The 18,013-nt window shown below is 41.9% G+C and carries 15 protein-coding genes and 2 pseudogenes; 16 read left to right on the plus strand and 1 reads right to left on the minus strand.

The window, feature by feature from the left end; genetic code table 11:
• Positions 1-30: 30 nt before the first annotated feature.
• Together I4V84_RS10565 and I4V84_RS10570 are read left to right on the plus strand one after the other, a co-directional pair.
• On the plus strand, positions 31-2,439 hold the full coding sequence (locus I4V84_RS10565) for an ATP-dependent DNA helicase (RefSeq protein ID WP_334286060.1): 2,409 nt from the start codon (positions 31-33) through the stop codon (positions 2,437-2,439).
• Between the two features lie 122 nt (positions 2,440-2,561).
• On the plus strand, positions 2,562-4,064 hold the full coding sequence (locus tag I4V84_RS10570; protein ID WP_195991905.1) for a serine hydrolase: 1,503 nt from the start codon (positions 2,562-2,564) through the stop codon (positions 4,062-4,064).
• A gap of 40 nt (positions 4,065-4,104) precedes the next feature.
• On the opposite strand, the pseudogene I4V84_RS20570 reads toward I4V84_RS10570, so the two are convergent.
• Positions 4,105-4,155 (minus strand): annotated as a pseudogene (locus I4V84_RS20570) (DUF6783 domain-containing protein); the annotation flags it as partial.
• Between I4V84_RS20570 and I4V84_RS20575 the strand changes: the two are divergent.
• From I4V84_RS20575 to I4V84_RS10635, 14 genes and pseudogenes are all read left to right on the plus strand, one after another.
• Positions 4,132-4,215: pseudogene (locus I4V84_RS20575) on the plus strand (DUF6783 domain-containing protein); the annotation flags it as partial. The pseudogenes I4V84_RS20570 and I4V84_RS20575 sit on opposite strands and share 24 nt — an antisense overlap.
• Positions 4,216-4,399: 184 nt before the next feature.
• Positions 4,400-4,771 (plus strand): RidA family protein, encoded by a 372-nt coding sequence (locus I4V84_RS10575; RefSeq protein WP_148462763.1) that lies wholly within the window; start codon positions 4,400-4,402, stop codon positions 4,769-4,771.
• A gap of 305 nt (positions 4,772-5,076) precedes the next feature.
• On the plus strand, positions 5,077-5,550 hold the full coding sequence (ispF, locus tag I4V84_RS10580) for a 2-C-methyl-D-erythritol 2,4-cyclodiphosphate synthase (protein WP_118579255.1): 474 nt from the start codon (positions 5,077-5,079) through the stop codon (positions 5,548-5,550).
• Between the two features lie 94 nt (positions 5,551-5,644).
• Positions 5,645-7,054, plus strand: a complete 1,410-nt coding sequence (gene cysS, locus I4V84_RS10585) for a cysteine--tRNA ligase (protein ID WP_173716451.1) — start codon at positions 5,645-5,647, stop codon at positions 7,052-7,054.
• Complete coding sequence (locus I4V84_RS10590) at positions 7,039-7,464, plus strand: ribonuclease III domain-containing protein (protein WP_118579103.1); 426 nt, start codon at positions 7,039-7,041, stop codon at positions 7,462-7,464. The genes cysS and I4V84_RS10590 overlap by 16 nt, the downstream gene beginning before the upstream one ends.
• Positions 7,465-7,514: 50 nt before the next feature.
• Positions 7,515-8,246, plus strand: a complete 732-nt coding sequence (rlmB, locus tag I4V84_RS10595; RefSeq protein WP_195991906.1) for a 23S rRNA (guanosine(2251)-2'-O)-methyltransferase RlmB — start codon at positions 7,515-7,517, stop codon at positions 8,244-8,246.
• A gap of 14 nt (positions 8,247-8,260) precedes the next feature.
• The gene (gene sigH / locus I4V84_RS10600; RefSeq protein WP_118579097.1) at positions 8,261-8,842 is read left to right on the plus strand and encodes an RNA polymerase sporulation sigma factor SigH; all 582 of its coding nucleotides are present in this window, start codon (positions 8,261-8,263) and stop codon (positions 8,840-8,842) included.
• A gap of 465 nt (positions 8,843-9,307) precedes the next feature.
• Positions 9,308-9,811, plus strand: a complete 504-nt coding sequence (locus I4V84_RS10605; protein ID WP_195991908.1) for a hypothetical protein — start codon at positions 9,308-9,310, stop codon at positions 9,809-9,811.
• A gap of 10 nt (positions 9,812-9,821) precedes the next feature.
• Positions 9,822-10,508, plus strand: coding sequence for a hypothetical protein (locus tag I4V84_RS10610; RefSeq protein WP_173773351.1), 687 nt, complete (start codon positions 9,822-9,824; stop codon positions 10,506-10,508).
• Positions 10,509-10,529: 21 nt separating this feature from the next.
• Positions 10,530-11,306, plus strand: coding sequence for a SipW-dependent-type signal peptide-containing protein (locus I4V84_RS10615; protein WP_118579088.1), 777 nt, complete (start codon positions 10,530-10,532; stop codon positions 11,304-11,306).
• A 19-nt stretch (positions 11,307-11,325) separates the two neighbouring features.
• Positions 11,326-12,705: a hypothetical protein gene (locus tag I4V84_RS10620; RefSeq protein WP_195991910.1), complete on the plus strand. Its 1,380-nt coding sequence runs from the start codon at positions 11,326-11,328 to the stop codon at positions 12,703-12,705.
• On the plus strand, positions 12,702-13,196 hold the full coding sequence (locus I4V84_RS10625) for a signal peptidase I (RefSeq protein ID WP_173772378.1): 495 nt from the start codon (positions 12,702-12,704) through the stop codon (positions 13,194-13,196). Before I4V84_RS10620 ends, I4V84_RS10625 begins: the two co-directional genes overlap by 4 nt.
• A gap of 1 nt (position 13,197) precedes the next feature.
• A complete protein-coding gene (locus I4V84_RS10630; protein WP_148462756.1) occupies positions 13,198-13,833 on the plus strand; it encodes a hypothetical protein in 636 nt (211 codons plus the stop codon).
• A complete protein-coding gene (locus tag I4V84_RS10635) occupies positions 13,830-17,927 on the plus strand; it encodes an isopeptide-forming domain-containing fimbrial protein (protein ID WP_195991912.1) in 4,098 nt (1,365 codons plus the stop codon). Before I4V84_RS10630 ends, I4V84_RS10635 begins: the two co-directional genes overlap by 4 nt.
• The last annotated feature ends 86 nt before the right edge of the window (positions 17,928-18,013 follow it).

The raw sequence follows: 18,013 nt of genomic DNA on the forward strand, positions 1-18,013 counted from the left end.
TTATAATGCTTACAGATAAGGTATCTTTGTTTGGAAGGCAGCAGACCAGTAAAAGGCGGTAAATTGGAAATGGACAATCCGGTAACACGAATATCAGTAAGAAATCTTGTGGAGTTTATATTGCAAAGCGGTGATCTTGATAACCGAAGAGGTACTATAGACAAAGATGCTATGTTAAAGGGCAGCAGACTGCATCGGAAGCTTCAGAAACAAATGGGCGGAGACTACAGAGCAGAGGTTGCTTTGCGGATGAATTGCAGCTATGAGGATCTGGACATTCGGTTAGAAGGTCGTGCAGATGGAATTTTTACAGAAGATGAAGTTGTCTGGATCGATGAGATTAAAGGAATATATGGAAATGTGGAACAGATGGAAGAGCCTGTGAAGGTTCATAAGGCTCAGGCTATGTGTTATGGCTATATTTACGGTGTTCAGGAAGGCTTGTCGAAGATTGGAATCCAGATGACATATGCCAATCTGGAGACAGAAGTGGTGAAAAGGTTCCGGGAGGTGATCTCCATAGAGGAACTGAAAGAATGGTACCAGAAACTTCTGGATGAATATCATAAATGGCTCAGTTATCAGAAAAAATGGAAGGAAGAGAGAAATCATTCTCTTCAGAGCCTGGAATTTCCATTTTCCTACAGAGAAGGTCAGAGAAAGATGGTGAGCAGTGTTTACCATGCAATTGGAGCCAGTCGTCAGATTTTTATTCAGGCACCTACCGGTGTAGGAAAAACTATGTCTACCATATTTCCGGCAGTTCGTGCTGTTGGCGAAGGGAAAGGGGAGACGATCTTTTATCTTACAGCCAAGACTATTACAAGAACAGTGGCTCAGGAAGCTTTTGAGGTGCTGCGGGAAAAGGGAATGAAATACAAAGTGGTGACCATTACAGCCAAGGAGAAGCTGTGTTTTATGGACGAAACCAAATGTGATCCGGTACATTGTCCTTACGCCAGGGGACATTTCGACAGGGTCAATGACGCTGTCTATGAGCTGTGGACGACGAAGAGCAGATATGACAGGGAGACTATCCGGGAGCAGGCAGAGAAATGGCAGGTATGTCCTTTTGAAATGTGTCTGGATCTGTCTGTGTGGGTGGATGCTGTAATTTGTGATTATAATTATGTGTTTGACCCTACGGTTCATTTGAAACGTTTTTTCGGGGAAGGTGCAGGTGGAGATTATATCTTTCTCATTGATGAAGCTCATAATCTGGCAGAACGGGGAAGAGAGATGTACAGCGCTTCTATTTGCAGGGAAGATGCTGTTCGGGTTCGAAAAGTTATGAAAGAAAGAGCACCCCGGCTTTACCGCTCCCTTGGAAAGCTGGATAAACAGCTGAAAGAACTACAGGTGGACTGTGGAAATTACCTCGTTCTCCCAGGCACGGGTTCCATAACTATGACGATTTTAAAGGTCCAGGGAGAATTTGATGCTTTTCTGGAAGCACATAAGGATGTGGAACTGGAAGATGAAGTAAGGAAGTTTTATTTTGATATTCGTAATTTTCTGAATATTGCAGAACTGATAGATGAGAACTATGTAGTTTATGCTGAGAATGGAGAAGATGGTCTGTTTCGCCTGAAACTGTTCTGTGTAAATCCGGCAGTGAACCTGGGGGAATATCTGAAGAAAGGCCGCAGTGCCGTATTCTTTTCTGCCACATTGCTGCCCATGAACTACTACAGGAAATTGCTCAGCAACAGGCAGGACGATTATGGAATCTACGTGGAATCACCGTTTTCACAGAAGAACCGCTGTATTTTAAATGCCGGCGATGTAAGTTCCTTATATAGTCGCAGGGGATATGAGGAATATCATAAAATTGCGGAATATATAGCAAAGACTGTATGGCAGCGCAAGGGAAATTATATGGTATTTTTTCCTTCTTACAAAATGTTGGAAGAGGTTTATGCAGTCTACGAAGAAGAATTTTCTGTAAACTGGGTGAAGTGTATCTGTCAGAACAGCTCTATGAAGGAACAGGAAAGAGAAGAGTTTCTTCAGGAATTTGAACAGAATCAGGAATCACTGGTAGCTTTTTGCATTATGGGTGGTATTTTTTCAGAGGGAATTGATCTGCTGGGAGAAAAACTGATTGGAGCCATTTTAGTGGGAACCGGATTGCCCCAGTTGGGAAATGAGAGGGAAATTCTTCGTTCTTTTTACACAGAAAATGGGGAAAATGGATTTGATTACGCCTATAGGTATCCTGGCATGAATAAGGTTCTGCAGGCTGCTGGAAGAGTAATCCGCACAAGGGAGGATCATGGTGTTATTCTCCTTTTGGATGAACGGTTCCGGCAGAGAGAATACAGCAATCTTTTTCCGGTGGAGTGGAATGACAGGAAAACGTGTACATTGTCAAATGTGGAAGCACAGCTGCAAAAATTTTGGGAGAGTATTCCGGACAAAATCTCTCACAAATTGTGACGTACATCCTGCAGAAAGTCTTTTCAAACACATTCCAGAGCCTGTAAAAATGTTATGGAAAACAAAGAGGTTGCATACAAAGCAGAAACAGGTTATACTGCCCTTATTAAAAGGAGAATAACATGAAAAAAGGCAAAAAAACCAGATGGCTGTATAAAGCAGCTGGAATGGCAGTCCTTTTGGGGGCAGCATTTTGGTGCAGCAACAGCGGGCTCCTGTTATGGAAGCCTGAAGTTCTGACTGTATTGGCGGAATCAGAAAGTGGCGGCAGCCTGTCATCTGTTACAGAGGAAGCTAAGATACTTCCTATTCCCAACAGTGATGGCAAATATATGTTGAAAAGTGACGGCTTTTACTGTCTGAATGAAGATGGTTCAGGAGACTGCGTTCAGGCTATACATTATTTCGACCATTTTGTTGTAGATGGAACAGTGTTTAATGGATATTATTATCACGACGAGACAGGAAAATTTAAAGCTTCTGAAGCACATCTTACAGCCATTTCACAGGAAGCACTCCCGAAAGCAGAAGATGGAACTGTGGAAGCAGGATGGACTTCGGGGATTTATGTGGTAAATAACCTTGGAAGGCTTTCTGGTACTGGAAGAGTTTGTATTCTAAAAGAAGAGATTGGACAGATAAAACTAGATGGCGGGTATTATGTTGATAGGAATGGAAGAGTGTGCCAGGAAGGCGGTATTTATTATATCCCGGAAATGAATGTAGGAGAAAAGAGATTTTCCGGGTATTATTATTTTGATGAATCAAGCGGCGTATTAGCGGAAGAAGCTGGTACTACACCAGAGGGCTTGACAATCCAAAAAGATGGCAGCATCAAAGAACTGACGGATCCGGGGATCAAAAATCTGAAGAAAGCTGTGAAGAAATTTACAGAAAATTTGGAAGGGGACTGGAGCGTCTATGTGAAAGATCTGAAGAGCGGAGAGAAGTTCTCTATCAATGATAAAGCCATGTCTTCTGCAAGTCTGATAAAAGCATTTACAATGGCTGCAAGTTATGAAAATATGGAAAAAATCAGGATAGCTGAGGGGATGCTTCTGAAAGCAGATTCAGCTAGTCAGACTGTGACAGACAAGCTGTTTCGGCTTATGGAGAATATGGTAACCTACAGTGACAATGAGTCTTTTAATGAAATGGTAAGGCTTCAGACTGCTTCCAATCAATTCAATGCAGGTGCACGTGTAATTAACAGGTATCTTAGGGAACAGGGCTATAAAGAGACCGCTGTGCTTCATACGCTTGCGCCTTCGAATACAGATTCGGAAGGGATTGGCAGCAGTAATATGACCTCTGTGGAGGATTGTGGCACTCTGCTGGAGAAGATTTACCGAAGAGAATGTGTAAGTCCGGAGGATTCTGACCAGATGCTGTCTTTGCTTCTGAATCAGGATACCAGAACAAAGATTCCTGGCGGGCTTAAGGAATCTGTTCAGGTAGCGAATAAAACTGGTGAAAATGATAAAAGCCAGCACGATATTGGAATTGTCTATGGAGCCAGAACGGATTATATTCTATGCGTAATGTCTGAGAATGCAGGAAAGGAAGCAGATGCTGTTTCCAATATTCAAAGGATTTCTGCGATGGTTTATTATTATTTGAATTAGAGCATGTTTGAAAAAGGCTTTCTGCAAGATGTGCGTCACAATTTGTGGGAGATTTCGCCCGGATGAGGGTGCCGTAGCGGGCTACTGCAACCGAATTCGGGTGAAATCTCCCACAAAGTGGGGCGTGCAGATTGCGGGAATGATTTTTTAAACACGCCCTAAGACTGTGCAGCAAACATTATTTATGTAATAGGAAAATCCTGCAAGGCAGAATCCGTTCCAGACTTGTACAAAAAAATTACTTTCCAGATTCGTACAAAAAAATTGCTTGACACTAATAAAATTTTGCGATAGCATGAAGACAATAAAAGAAAAATTGAAAGGAGATTTACACCATGAAAGTAGTTTATACAGAGAAGGCACCAGCAGCAATCGGACCATACTCCCAGGCAATGATCTTAAATGGAGTATTATTCACATCTGGACAGATTCCGGTAAATCCTGCAACAGGCGAGATCAACGGAAATACCATTGAGACTCAGGCAGAGCAGGTTATGAAGAATCTTGGCGAAGTACTGAAAGAAGCAGGAAGTAGCTTTGAGAAGGCAGTTAAGACAACATGCTTCCTTGCTGATATGGGAGATTTTGCCAAGTTTAATGAAGTGTATGCGAAATACTTTGTAAACAAACCAGCACGTTCCTGTGTCGCTGTGAAAACTCTTCCGAAGAATGTTCTTTGCGAAGTTGAGGTAATCGCAGAAGTTTAATAGTACTGTCCACAGGAAAATGTGTCAAATGTTTTTGTATTTAAAGATATGCAAATATTTAGAATATATATTGTCAGGCCTTCTGGGGTTCACCCGGGAGGCCTTTGTCATAAATAAAAATTGTGCAGAATTCTGTTGCAACGCAGTCTGGAATGTCAGACAGAAATCCCTGGCATATTAAACTGTTGACGGATTGCTTTTTAGTTGGAAATCATGTATAATAGCGAACGATAGCATGGGGATTTTTTGCTATGCAGGAAAATCCCTTTCAAGAAGAAAGGCAGGGACGAAATGTGGATAATCTTATGAAAGTGGGAATGGGATATGATGTACACAGACTGACAGAGAACCGGAATCTGATCCTTGGCGGTGTGAAGATACCGTGGGAGAAAGGCCTGCTGGGACATTCAGATGCAGATGTACTGATTCATGCGATTATGGATGCTCTTTTGGGAGCTGCAGCTCTTGGAGATATTGGACAGCATTTTCCAGATACAGATCCGGCATACGAGGGGATTTCCAGCGTAAAGCTGTTGGAACATGTAGCCTCTCTTCTGGAAAAAAAAGGATATGGTGTAGGAAATATTGACGCTGTGATCATTGCCCAGAAGCCGAAGATGGCACCTCATATTCCACAGATGAAGGAAAACATTGCGAAAGCGCTGCATATGGAGCCTGACTGTCTGAATATCAAGGCTACCACAGAGGAGAAGCTGGGTTTTACCGGAAGAGAAGAGGGAATTGCTTCCCAGGCAGTCTGCCTTTTATACAAGAAATAATGTTGTTGTGCGCACAAGTACAAAATGCTGCAGAAGTCTGGAATTGGTAGCTGCGAAATAACATTTAGAGAAATTGACCGGAGGGAGAAATAAAATGAAGATTTTTAATACGCTGACCCGTCAGAAAGAGGAATTTGTACCCCTTGAAGAGGGAAAGGTAAAAATGTATGTCTGCGGACCTACTGTATACAACCTGATCCATATTGGTAATGCACGTCCAATGATCATTTTTGATACAGTCCGCCGTTATCTGGAATATAAAGGATACGAAGTAAACTATGTATCCAACTTTACAGATGTAGATGACAAAATTATCAAGAAAGCAATCGAAGAGGGAGTTTCCGCAGAAGAAATTTCCCAGAGATATATTGAAGAGTGCAAAAAGGATATGGCAGGAATGAACGTGAAGCCTGCTACTACACATCCTCAGGCAACTCAGGAAATTGACGGCATGATCAGCATGATCCAGACTCTTATGGATAAAGGATATGCTTATGCAGTGGCAGACGGAACTGTATATTTCCGTGTAAAGAAATTTAAAGAATATGGAAAGCTTTCCCACAAAAACCTGGATGACCTGCAGTCTGGATTCCGTGCACTTCAGGTATCAGGAGAGGACCAGAAAGAAGATCCGCTGGATTTCGTACTCTGGAAACCGAAGAAAGAAGGGGAACCATACTGGACTTCTCCGTGGTGCGATGGCCGTCCGGGCTGGCACATTGAGTGCTCTGTTATGTCTAAGAAATATCTTGGAGACGAGATTGATATCCATGCCGGTGGTGAGGATCTTATTTTCCCGCATCACGAGAATGAAATCGCACAGAGCGAATGCTGCAATGACAAAATTTTTGCAAGATACTGGATGCACAATGCATTCTTGAATATTGATAACCGTAAAATGTCCAAGTCCCTTGGAAACTTCCGTACTGTGCGTGAGATCAGCGAGCAGTATGACCTGCAGGTGCTTCGTTTCTTCATGCTGAATGCACACTACAGAAGTCCGCTGAACTTTAGTGCTGATCTTATGGAGTCTTCCAAGAATGCCCTTGAGAGAATTACAGAGGCAGCAGGACGCCTGAAAGACCGTAAGGAGAAGGCATCTGCTGTTGAACTTACTGAGGCTGAGAAGAAACTTCTTGCAGAGGCAGAAGGATATGTAAAGAAATTTGAAGAAGCAATGGAAGACGATTTCAACACAGCTGATGCGCTTGCAGCTGTATTTGAACTGGTCAAATTTGCCAATACAAATGTAACAGAAGAAAGCAGCGCCGCTTTTGCAGAAGGAATTCTTGAAATTCTTGTGAAGCTTTGTGATGTGCTTGGACTTGCTGCTGTGAAGAAAGAAGAAATTCTGGATAAAGAAATCGAAGATCTGATTGCAGAGCGCCAGGAGGCAAGAAAGGCAAAGAATTTTGCAAGAGCAGATGAGATTCGTGATGAACTCCTTGCAAAGGGAATCATTCTTAAAGATACACGTGAAGGAGTAAAATGGAAACGGGCTTAAGTGAATTAAAAGAACTGTTTGAACTGAAAGACAGGGATCTGCGAACCTATTCCCCGCTGACACTGGCTTATATTGGAGATGGTGTTTATGAACTGGTGATCCGGACAATCCTTGTTAAAAAAGGCAACTGTCCGGTGAATCAGCTTCATAAAAAGGCCAGCAGCCTGGTAAAGGCAGGAGCGCAGTCAAAGATGATGGAGCTTCTGGAACCTGATCTTACAGAAGAAGAACTGGCTGTCTATAAAAGAGGCAGAAATGCACATTCCCCTACAATGGCCAAGCATGCTACAATGGCAGATTACCGCAGGGCTACAGGCTTTGAGGCACTGATGGGATATTTGTACCTGAAAGAAGATTATTCCAGAATTGTGGAACTGGTGAGAAAAGGAATTCCGGAAGAGAATTTATAAAGAACAACAGCAATGATTTTACAAAGGCAATAAGAGACAGGAGGCTGCAAATGAGCGAGCAGATTGAAGGAAGAAATGCGGTATTAGAGGCATTTCGCTCAGGAAAATGCGTGGACAAGCTTTTTGTTCTGGACAGATGCCAGGATGGACCAGTACGCACCATTATCCGTGAGGCAAGAAAAAAAGATACGATCATTAATTTTGTACAGAAAGAGCGTCTGGATCAGTTAAGCGAGACAGGCGCCCATCAGGGCGTGATCGCGCAGGTGGCTGCATATGAATATTCCACAGTTGAGGATATTTTAAATAAAGCAAAGGAAAAAGGAGAAGCACCTTTCATTATTCTTCTTGATGATATCGAAGATCCCCATAATCTGGGAGCTATTATCCGTACTGCCAACCTTGCAGGCGCACATGGTGTTATCATTCCGAAAAGACATGCGGCAGGGCTTACATCAACAGTTGCAAAAACTTCTGCAGGGGCTTTGAACTACACACCAGTTGCCAAGGTATCTAATCTTGGACAGACCATCGAAGAGCTGAAAAAAGAGGGTATGTGGTTCGTATGCGCAGATATGGGCGGAGATCTGATGTACAATCTGAATCTTACCGGTCCTATGGGTGTGGTAATCGGAAATGAGGGAGAGGGCGTGAGCCGTCTTGTAAAGGAAAAATGTGACTTTGTGGCAGCTATTCCTATGAAGGGAGATATTGATTCTCTGAATGCGTCTGTTGCAGCAGGAATCCTTGCCTATGAGGTGGTTCGCCAGAGAATGAAATAAAATCCGGAGGAAATATGGGAAAGTTCGATGGTGTAAGTGATGAAGAACTGATTGCCCGTCTGCGGGCTGGAGAGACAGCCATAGAAGATTATCTGATGGAGAAATATAAGGGGCTGGTGCGTCAGAAAGCCCGGGCCATGTTCCTCATCGGAGGAGATACAGATGACCTGATTCAGGAAGGAATGATCGGTTTGTTTAAAGCAGTCCGGGATTTTCAGACAGATAAGGAGGCATCTTTTGCAACTTTTGCCAGAGTGTGTATTGACAGGCAGATATACAGTGCCATTCAGAATTCTAACCGCCAGAAGCACCAGCCTCTGAATTCCTATGTATCGTTGAATCAGGAGGATGAAAGCAGTCCAATCTGGGAACTGAGCGTGGAGAATCCGGAATCTATCATTATTGATCAGGAGACTACAGAGGATCTTCGGAAAAGAATTTCAGATTATTTAAGTCCTATGGAAAATAAAGTGCTGGATTTGTATCTGAAGGGAAAAGGATATGTGGAAATTGGAGGAATCCTGAATAAATCTCCAAAATCTGTTGATAATGCTCTGCAGAGAATCCGCTCCAAAATCCGCGAGGTAATAAGCTAGAGCCTTTTCTAGTCCAGGAGCTGGTACAGGAAATAGAAAAATTCTATTTCCTGTATTGACTTTTTCAAAAAACATGTTATCATATCAATTAATCAATGCGTCACAGAAGACGCGTCAATTTAATCTTTAATTCAAATTTGTTAATTCAGTTATTAAAATCCATTTAATTAATTATTGTATCTTAGAAATTGTTAAAATATTAATAATTATAGTTTCTATTTATTTCACTGATCTCAGATGTATTTATAAATCAAATCTTTTATTCTTTTTACTATTTAATTTTCGAAAAAATCCCTAATGACAGATATGACCGTTCTGGTTCTTTGTAAAGGAGGTGGTACCCATGTGCTGATTTTATGGTTACTGGTCTTTTTGAGCAGTAGCTGTTTTGCAGCAGGTCTGCAAAATAACAGAAATTCCAGGAGGAAAGGAGTAAGCAGGAACGGTTCCTGCCGTGATTGATCCATGAGAAAGAAATGGATGCTGTTTGTACTAGCGTTCTGCCTTTTGGCGGGAGCAGCAGGTTCTATGGTGTATGCCTATTTAATTGACCGCCAGGAAACTGTTAACAGGATAAAGATAGTGGAGAATAAGACACACATTGAAGAAGAGTTTGATCCTCCGGCCGATCCTGGACCAGGATCGGTCATAAAGAAAAAGCCATGTATTGTAAATGATTCTGTGATTCCGGTATATGTCCGGGTCAGGGTAGTATTCAGCAATCTGGATGCACAGGCGCAGTGTGAGCCTCTTAAGATAAAAGACAGTTGGAAAACAGGAGAAGACGGATACTATTATTATCAGAAACAGCTTCAGCCAGGACAGCGAACAGATACGGTTTTTGATAATATTGTTATAAAAAACATAGTAAAAAAAGAAGATTTAGTTCCATTTGATATTCTTGTGTATGAAGAGTCGGTTCAGAGCGAAGGATTTTCTTCTCCGGAAGAAGCCTTTGCAAGACTGTAAGGAGGTGCACATGAAAAAAATGAAAAAGGCAGCACTGATCTTTGGAACCGGGTTATGTCTGGCTGTGGGAACTGGCGGCACACTTGCTTATCTTGGTGACACAGGACAAGTTGCAAACAGGCTGACATTTGCCGGGGAAAAAGGCCTGGATGCAGTTCTTACAGAGCCGTCATGGAATCCACAGAAAGGATTACTTACTGTTCCAGGTTCTTCTGTTGCAAAAGATCCTCAGATAACCAATACATCAGAACTGAATATGAATGAGCTTGCAGCATTGAAATGTGAGTTCGTTTACAGTCAGAATTGCCCGGATAAGAGCAAAAGAGGAAAAGTCTTAAGCGCTCAGGATATGGAAAAAGTAGTCCAAGTTTATACCATTGATTATAACAGTGATGATGCCGCTAAAGGAGAATGGGTGCGATTTGCTGATCAGAAAAAGACAGACCCTGTACAGTATTTTTACTATTCGAAAGTTTTGAAAAGGAACCTGAATGGTACAGGAGAAACAACTGTTCCTCTATTTACAAAGGTCTGGGTGGATAAAAAGGTAAATAACCGCAGGCAGACCTGGATTCAGGAAATGGGCGGGGTGGAAATTAAGATTTCCGGACAGATTCTTCAGCAGATGACAGGAGAAGAATATTTTGGTCTTAACAATCCAAAAAGTGCGTATGAAGCAGGATTGTTTCATTTTTAATGAGAGAAAGGAAGAGAAAATATGAAAATGAGCAGAGGAAAAAGAAATGTATTATTTGCGGGAGCACTTTCATGTGCCATGTTATTTGGAATTGGAAACACAATGGCTTATTTCACGGAAAATTCTGTGCAGACCAATGTTTTTACCACAGGGGACCTTGATATTGGTCTGAAAGAACCGGACTGGGATCCAAATGAAAACGATGGAAAGAATATGTATCCGGGATACACGGTATACAAAAATCCAACTGTAAAGAACATCACCTCCGACAAAAACGGGGACGAGCCCTGTTATGTGAGAATGAGTGTGGACATTCTGAATAGTCAGGGGACACCGATCACAGACGATCAGGCGTTGAATCTGATTTATAAGACCATTTATTTTGATAAGACTTTTACCGGTGGATATGACAAAAAAGAAGGTAAGGCTACCGGACTGATTCAGGATAGGATTCCTGGCTACAACCTTGCACAGCTGGCAGCCTATCCAATGGTAAATCCATTGTGGACAAAGGACACGGCACGCTCCACTGCTTCAAAACTTGTTTTCAATTATATGGGAGCAAAAGGGGATGGAATTTTAAATATTGGAGAGGAGTCTACCCTGTTTACCAATATTGCGATTCCTACAGACTGGAACCAGACACAGATGCAGAAAGTTGGAAATTATCAGCTGAAAGTAACAGCACAGGCAATTCAGAGCAAAGGATTTGCTACCCAGTCAGAAGCTTACCGCATGTTGGATGAAGAAATTAAAGGAGGAACCTTGCAGGAAATAAACCGCGGCAGTGAGAACTGATCAGAAAGGAAGAGATACCATGAAGAAGCATAAGTGCACAAGTATCTGCATAACTGTGGTGGCAGTACTGCTGCTTGCATGCGGTACTGCGCTGGCTGCCTGGAATGTATCTGAATATGCAGTAAATCTGCTGTCCATGTCCTCTTACAAAAATTCCATACAGGAAAATTATGTAAGGCCAGATCATGTAGATCCGGGACAGAAAGTGGTGAAAGAGGTAAATATAAAAAATGAAGGAACTGTGGATTCCTTTGTCCGGATAAAAATTGGAAGAGTGTTTGGGAGTATCAGTGAAACCGGTCAGTTTCTGGAAAATCGGGAACTGGATCCTGAGATGATCGAAATTCATTACAACACCGATCTCTGGAAGCTGTGTGAGGACGGCTACTGGTACTATAAGGATGTATTGCCGGCAGGAAAAACCACGAAAAAGCCTCTGATGGACAGCTACTATCTCTCTGAAAAAGCAGACAACCGTTATAAGAACAAAGAGGCAAGAATTATTGTAAATCTGGAGAGTATACAGGCAGAGAGCGGCGAAATGAAAGCAATATGGGGAAAAAATGAGAAGGATCTTGGAATTACCTATCAGCCATGTACTTGCGAAGTTGTTACCAGTGTGATTTTTGACAAAAATCATAAGCTGATCATTGGCGGCGAGAAAACAGATCTGTTTGCAAATTTTAAGAACCTGCAGCCTGGATGTACAAGAAGCCAGACAATAAGGCTTGCTAATAACTCGGATTTAAACATTAAGATGAGCCTTCGGGCGGAAGCTGCCAAACAGAACAAGTACAGCAAAAAGAATCTGGAGCTGATACGGAAGCTTCTTACCAGTTATGCAAAGATTGAAATTCTGGAGAACAATAAAGTTCTTTATCATGGAACTGTAGATGGAAATCTGACGAAAAAAGGCTGGAGCATGAAAAAAGACATTTCCCTTGGTGAGTTTAAACCAGGAGCAGGAAAAAATCTGATTGTAAAATTGTCTTTAAGTGAAGAGATGGATAATGAATATCAGGAACTGTTGGGAAAAGTGAAATGGGTATTTTCTGCGAGTCAGGCCTCTTCGGATTCATCTTCCGGTCAAAATGGAAATGGTGACCGGGGGCACAATGACGATGAGAACAATGGAGATGACGGAAATAACGGCGGAAGTGGAAATAAAAGCGGAAATGGAAAGTATGGCGAAAACGGAAACAGTGGCGGAAGTGGATACAACGGTGGAGAGGAAAGCTTAAATGGAGCAGCAGGAGAAAAAGTGTATGCAACTGCGTCTGCAAGCCCTAAAACCGGAGATAACACAAATCTGCTGGCAAGATGGTTTGCGCTATTTGTAGCTGCGGTGGTTCTTGCAGTAACTGCAAGAAAACTGTACAGAAAGGAAAAAGACAGATGAGATTAAAAATCTGGGGAAAAGGTCTGTTGAAAATCATATGGGTGATTTTTGTCATTTTGTTAGTCGGACTTTCGTTTCCCCAGATATATGGCATGAAATGTTACAGCGTAATGTCTGGAAGCATGAGCCCTGATTTGCCAGTTGGAAGTGCCATATATGTGAAGGAAAAGGAGCCGGAAAAAGTAGAAAAAGGGGAGATCATTACATTTACCACAGAACAAGGGAGAACAATGATTACACACCGGGTAGCTGAAAACAATAAGGAAAAGCATTTTTTTGTAACAAAAGGGGATTCCAATCAATATCAGGATACAAAACCGGTAAAGTGGGAAAATCTGCAGGGCACGGTTGTATTTTGCATCCCTTTTGCCGGATATGTGCTGAACTTTACAGGAAGCAGAACGGGTAAAATTGCGGCAGTCTTTTTCCTGTTTGCAATTTATCTGGCAACAGAAATTTTTGAAGGGCAGACAAAAAGGAGAGTGAGATAAGTTGAGGAAAAAAAGAAGCTTTTTGGCAGTTATGGGGCTGCTTGTCGGAACTATGTCTTTTGCCGGGGGAACAGCTGCGTATTTAAGCAAATCCGCCGGCGAAGTAAAGAATGTTTTTACGGCAGGATCTGTAAAGGCGCAGCTTACAGAAGCCCACTGGGATACGCAAAAAGCGTCAAAGGTTTATCCCGGTCAGATCCTGGAAAAAGATCCGGTTGTAAAAAATATAGGGGAAAACAGTGCAAATGTTTTTCTGGAGGTAAATGTTCCTATGAGAAGTATAGCTGTTCTGGATGGCAGTACAGGCAGAAAAACAATAAGAGAAAACAGAGAATTGTTTACATTTCAGGCAGACGAGACGAAGTGGACTCTTCTTTATCAGGAGAAAACCTCAGGAAACAAAAAATATATTTACGGCTATAAAAGTGTTTTGAACCCAGGAGAATCCACTACACCGCTATTTCGAAAACTTGCTGCTGTTTCCTATTTAGAGGGGGAATTGGATGCAAGTGTAAGCTATGATGTACCTGTGATTGCCAGCGTTATTCAGGAACAGGATGGAAGCAAAACCATGAAAGAAATCTATCAGGAATATTTGAAACAGGCTGATATTGACCAGAAGGAGGCGAGGGGATGAGAAAAAGAAATCTGAAAAAAACTATATTGGCCGCGGCTCTGGCTGTGCCTGTAGCGTTCTCCTATCCTGGCTGGGCAGTAAGGGCACAGGAAGATGAGAAGGTGTCAACTGAAACGGAAGCGCAGGAAGTAATGCAAGACAATACAGCGCCTGAAGAAGCTGAATGTGAAGAAAATCCTGCTCATGATGAAATGGATGGGGCAGAAACAGATAGTACAGAAACAGACAGTACAGAAGCCGACAGGAATGTTTCAGAAGAGGAGAAATTTTTTCAGAGTGGACTGATTGCAAATGAGGATGGAGAATTTTTGTCTTCTTTGGAGGAAATGGAAACTTCAGGAGAGGATTCCATGTTTTTTCAAGATGGTCTGGAAGTGCTTGAAGATGGCAGCACAGATGACTTGATTGATGCATATGTTGCTCCGGAAAATTATGCACAGGAAGGAACTCCTGTAAGAGAAGGAAAGGGCGGTTTTACCGCTGTTGCAAATGGAAGTACGCTTTTCAGCAGCAAATATACAAGACTTGGCTGGAATGCGGATACCCAGGTTTATTCATGGAACAATGCAGGAAATGACGTTATTTCAGGAATGAAGCAGGGAGCAATGGTAGAGGGACCGTATTTTGTTCCACTTAATAACAATGCAAAAGGAAAATTTGGTTTTCGTGTTACACATGTAGGATACAATAAAGAAGCAAATACGAAGGTAGACCTTCTTCTTACCTGTAATAATTATCAGGATTATACCTACGATTACAAGGGAAATAAAATAACGGGAATTTATCCTATGTTTGGCGTCAGCAATTCAAATGAATTGTGGATCAGCTTTAAGGATGAGCTCTCTGCACAGGAAATCAAAATTGATATTGTAAAAAGCGGTACAGATATTCCGGTTGCAGGCAACTATCGTTTTCGATGGCTGGATATTGATTTGTACCAGAGATTTGGAATCAATCTTCAGAATGGTTCAATAGGACACCGGTATGCGACAACTGATTCTGTAGTAAACGTAGTGAAGAAAACTTTATTTTCCAAAAACTTTGAAGTTCTTACCGCACCGGCACCTGCCGTTGATGGAGAGGTTCCGCAAAATACAGTTGTTTATGAACTGGACAATTCATCCGGCTTCTATCTGGCAATTCTGCGGCCTGGTTGCGGAGCTTATTCCATTGAAACTGCAAGCCGGATCAAAAGTGTATTTGCTGATGTAAAGACTGGAACCTGTAAAACATCTGCCGGACTTAACTGGGATGCGAAAGGCTATGGTCCGGTAGAGTATCCTGGCCTTGTAAAAAAGACTGGAAATACACTGGCTTCCCAGGGAACGTCAAACACCTTGTCTGACAGTACCTCGGAATTTTATTATACCTTGCAGACAGATATCCCGGAAGAGCATTCAGCGTATTATTACAGCTCTTGCGAAGTCAGTGATACCCTGCCGGCAGGAGTCGATTTCGCTGGTTACGCAGCTGTAAAGATGCTGCCTTCAGAGAATGATGTAACCTCATGGTTTAGTATTTCTACAGATGGGGATGTGATAAATTTTCAGGCTACACAGGCAGCATTGTCACAGGCGGACTTTTATGGAAAAACATATGAGTTTCAGATAAAAGTGAGAATGGATCCTACTGAAATAACACCGGTTTACAGTGGTGACAGTTACCGTTATGAGGTAAAAAATAAGGCTTCGATTACCTGTCAGCATATAAATGGGCTCGCAGGAACTTCCTGGTCAGATGAAGTGACTACAGATTGTACAAGATATAAAAACAAAGTAGTGAATGCCTCTGTAAAGAAGTATACTGCCAATTTGCAGGATGGGGTATGGAGAGAAGACCTTCTTCTTCCAGGTCCGGACAGTGAGTATAAATATAAACTGAATATAAATGTGCCGGATAATGAATTTGGCGGGTATATGACCAGAATGGAAATTGCAGATACATTGCCTGCGGGAGCAGAATTGACAGCTGCAACAGCGGAGGTTTATGAAAACGGGCAGAACAGAGTGGATGGACGGTTCCAGATATCTGTAAATGGAAAGAACATTACCTTAAAGGCAACAGAAGCTGCTCTTGGTGACAGAGGATTTTATGGGAAATCCTATGATGTGATTTTTAACGCCAGAATGGTACCAGGAGAGATTTCCTGTACTTATAACGGAACTGTAGCTTCTTATGTGACCAGCAATCATTTTACTGTTACGACACAGCATAAAGGAGACTCGCAGGCTGTAACAATTACCTCGAACAATGTTGCAGATAGGGCAAGCGTAAACAGAACCGAACCAAAGAATCCTCAAAAATGGATTCTAAGGGAAAATCAGAGAATAGTTACTGCAGAGTATAATGGCAGAGATTTTGAAAGTGTGTTTGAAATTGTTCAGGAAATTCCTTCCAATAAAAGAGAATGGAAAATTTCCAAATTTAAAATCCAGGATACTTTGGCAGACTGTTTTGAACTGAAAGGGGTTCAGATATATCTTGATCAGACAGTAGAAGCTTCATTTGGCGCTTCTGACAGTGTACGCGGAGATTGGAGTCTGAATGTTGCTGGAAATTCGATTACCTTGTCTTCTGTGGCAGAATTGCCAGAGCGCTGTTATGGAAAACCCGTGCGTCTTTTACTTACTGTTGGATTGAAGAGTAACAGTAACTTACAGCAGTACTATGTAGCAAATCAAAATCCGGATGTACTGGAAGCCCATATATACAATATTGCTACAAGTACTTTTAACTGGATCGGAGGAGAACCTTCTTCCACATCAAAAAATACAGAAAAGACCAGGGTGATTGTAAAGGAAAAAGTTCCAAAAGGTCATATTACTATAAGAAAAGTGGATGAGACAGGAAAGGCACTGCAGAATGGAAAATTTCAGATCACAGCTTTGGAGGACATCCGTTCTGCTTCTGGAAATATTTTGCTGAGAGCTGGGACTGTAGCAGATACTATAGTAACGGATAGAAATGGAACAGCCATTTCAAAAGATATTTATCTTGGAAAATATAAGGTAAGTGAGGTAAGACCACCGGAGGGATATGCAATCAGCCGGCAGGTATTTGAGGCGAATTTAAGCAAAACAGAGCCTGAAAAAGCGATCCTTGTCAGAAATCAGAAAATGCATCTGTACATCAAAAAAGTAACAGAAACGGAAGAAGCAGGAGGAAATCGTCCTCCTATTGAAGGCGTAAAATTCCGTTTATGGGAAAGCAGTGCAAATGCAGATTCGGCGGGAACAACATACACAACAAACAAAAACGGATTAATAAAATTGGAAGGGCTGTCACCTGCCACATATTGTATACAGGAGACAGCAGTACCTGCCGGATATGTTTTAGATAACACAGTTTATAAATTTACTGTGGATGCAAATGGATTGGTAAAGAATGAGCAAGGTTATACAATGGTAATTGAAAACCGTTATATAAAAGCGGAATTTTTAAAGACGGATAAGGTGACAGGTGAAGCTGTTGCAGGAGCTGTTATGCAGTTGACGGATAAAAGCGGAAAAGTGATCGACACCTGGACGTCCGGGAAAACTGCTCATAGGATTAATAAACTGCCAGCCGGAGAATATGTACTTACAGAAATAACAGCTCCTTCCGGTTACAAAAAAGGAAAACCGGTGATTTGTACGGTAAAAAGTACATCTGGAGTTCAGAAGTTCCAGATGACAGATGTGAAGATGGTGACTCTTACAATAAACAAAATTCTTCATGGAGATGAAATTGTCTGGGGACAGGGAAATCCGGCCTTTACATTCACGGTGAAAGGAACAGATCTGGATGGAGAAGAACGTATTTACTCTAAAACTGTGGAATTTACAAAAGAAAACACAGACATCCGGGCAGATGTAAGCAAAAGGGCTGTATTCGCACTTCCGGCAGGGAAATACCAGGTTCAGGAGAGTAAAGTTATGCGGTATAAACTGGAGAAAATTGACCAGGTAGTAAATGGAACTGTACAGGGAAATACTGTTCAGTTTGATCTGTCCGGAAATCAGAATGGGACCGCTTCCTTTACAAACAAGAAAAGCGGAGATGGCTTACTGACAGATACAGATTATGTGCGGAATATTGTTATTCCTGAAAAATGAAAAATGCAGTATAGCAGTACCTGCCAGGTTGCAGCGGCAGGTGCTGCAGCAAAGAATTTTAATTATTTTATATTTTTTGAAAAAAT

It is taken from the genome of Ruminococcus sp. 1001713B170207_170306_F1 (genome assembly GCF_015668065.1).
GTDB lineage: Bacteria > Bacillota > Clostridia > Lachnospirales > Lachnospiraceae > Blautia_A > Blautia_A faecis.

Coding starts and splice junctions, on each gene's coding strand:
- I4V84_RS10570 (WP_195991905.1), top strand. CDS start 2,562: ATGAAAAAAGGCAAAAAAACCAGATGGCTGTATAAAGCAGCTGGAATG.
- I4V84_RS10575 (WP_148462763.1), top strand. CDS start 4,400: ATGAAAGTAGTTTATACAGAGAAGGCACCAGCAGCAATCGGACCATAC.
- ispF (WP_118579255.1), top strand. CDS start 5,077: ATGAAAGTGGGAATGGGATATGATGTACACAGACTGACAGAGAACCGG.
- cysS (WP_173716451.1), top strand. CDS start 5,645: ATGAAGATTTTTAATACGCTGACCCGTCAGAAAGAGGAATTTGTACCC.
- I4V84_RS10590 (WP_118579103.1), top strand. CDS start 7,039: ATGGAAACGGGCTTAAGTGAATTAAAAGAACTGTTTGAACTGAAAGAC.
- rlmB (WP_195991906.1), top strand. CDS start 7,515: ATGAGCGAGCAGATTGAAGGAAGAAATGCGGTATTAGAGGCATTTCGC.
- sigH (WP_118579097.1), top strand. CDS start 8,261: ATGGGAAAGTTCGATGGTGTAAGTGATGAAGAACTGATTGCCCGTCTG.
- I4V84_RS10605 (WP_195991908.1), top strand. CDS start 9,308: ATGAGAAAGAAATGGATGCTGTTTGTACTAGCGTTCTGCCTTTTGGCG.
- I4V84_RS10610 (WP_173773351.1), top strand. CDS start 9,822: ATGAAAAAAATGAAAAAGGCAGCACTGATCTTTGGAACCGGGTTATGT.
- I4V84_RS10615 (WP_118579088.1), top strand. CDS start 10,530: ATGAAAATGAGCAGAGGAAAAAGAAATGTATTATTTGCGGGAGCACTT.
- I4V84_RS10620 (WP_195991910.1), top strand. CDS start 11,326: ATGAAGAAGCATAAGTGCACAAGTATCTGCATAACTGTGGTGGCAGTA.
- I4V84_RS10625 (WP_173772378.1), top strand. CDS start 12,702: ATGAGATTAAAAATCTGGGGAAAAGGTCTGTTGAAAATCATATGGGTG.
- I4V84_RS10635 (WP_195991912.1), top strand. CDS start 13,830: ATGAGAAAAAGAAATCTGAAAAAAACTATATTGGCCGCGGCTCTGGCT.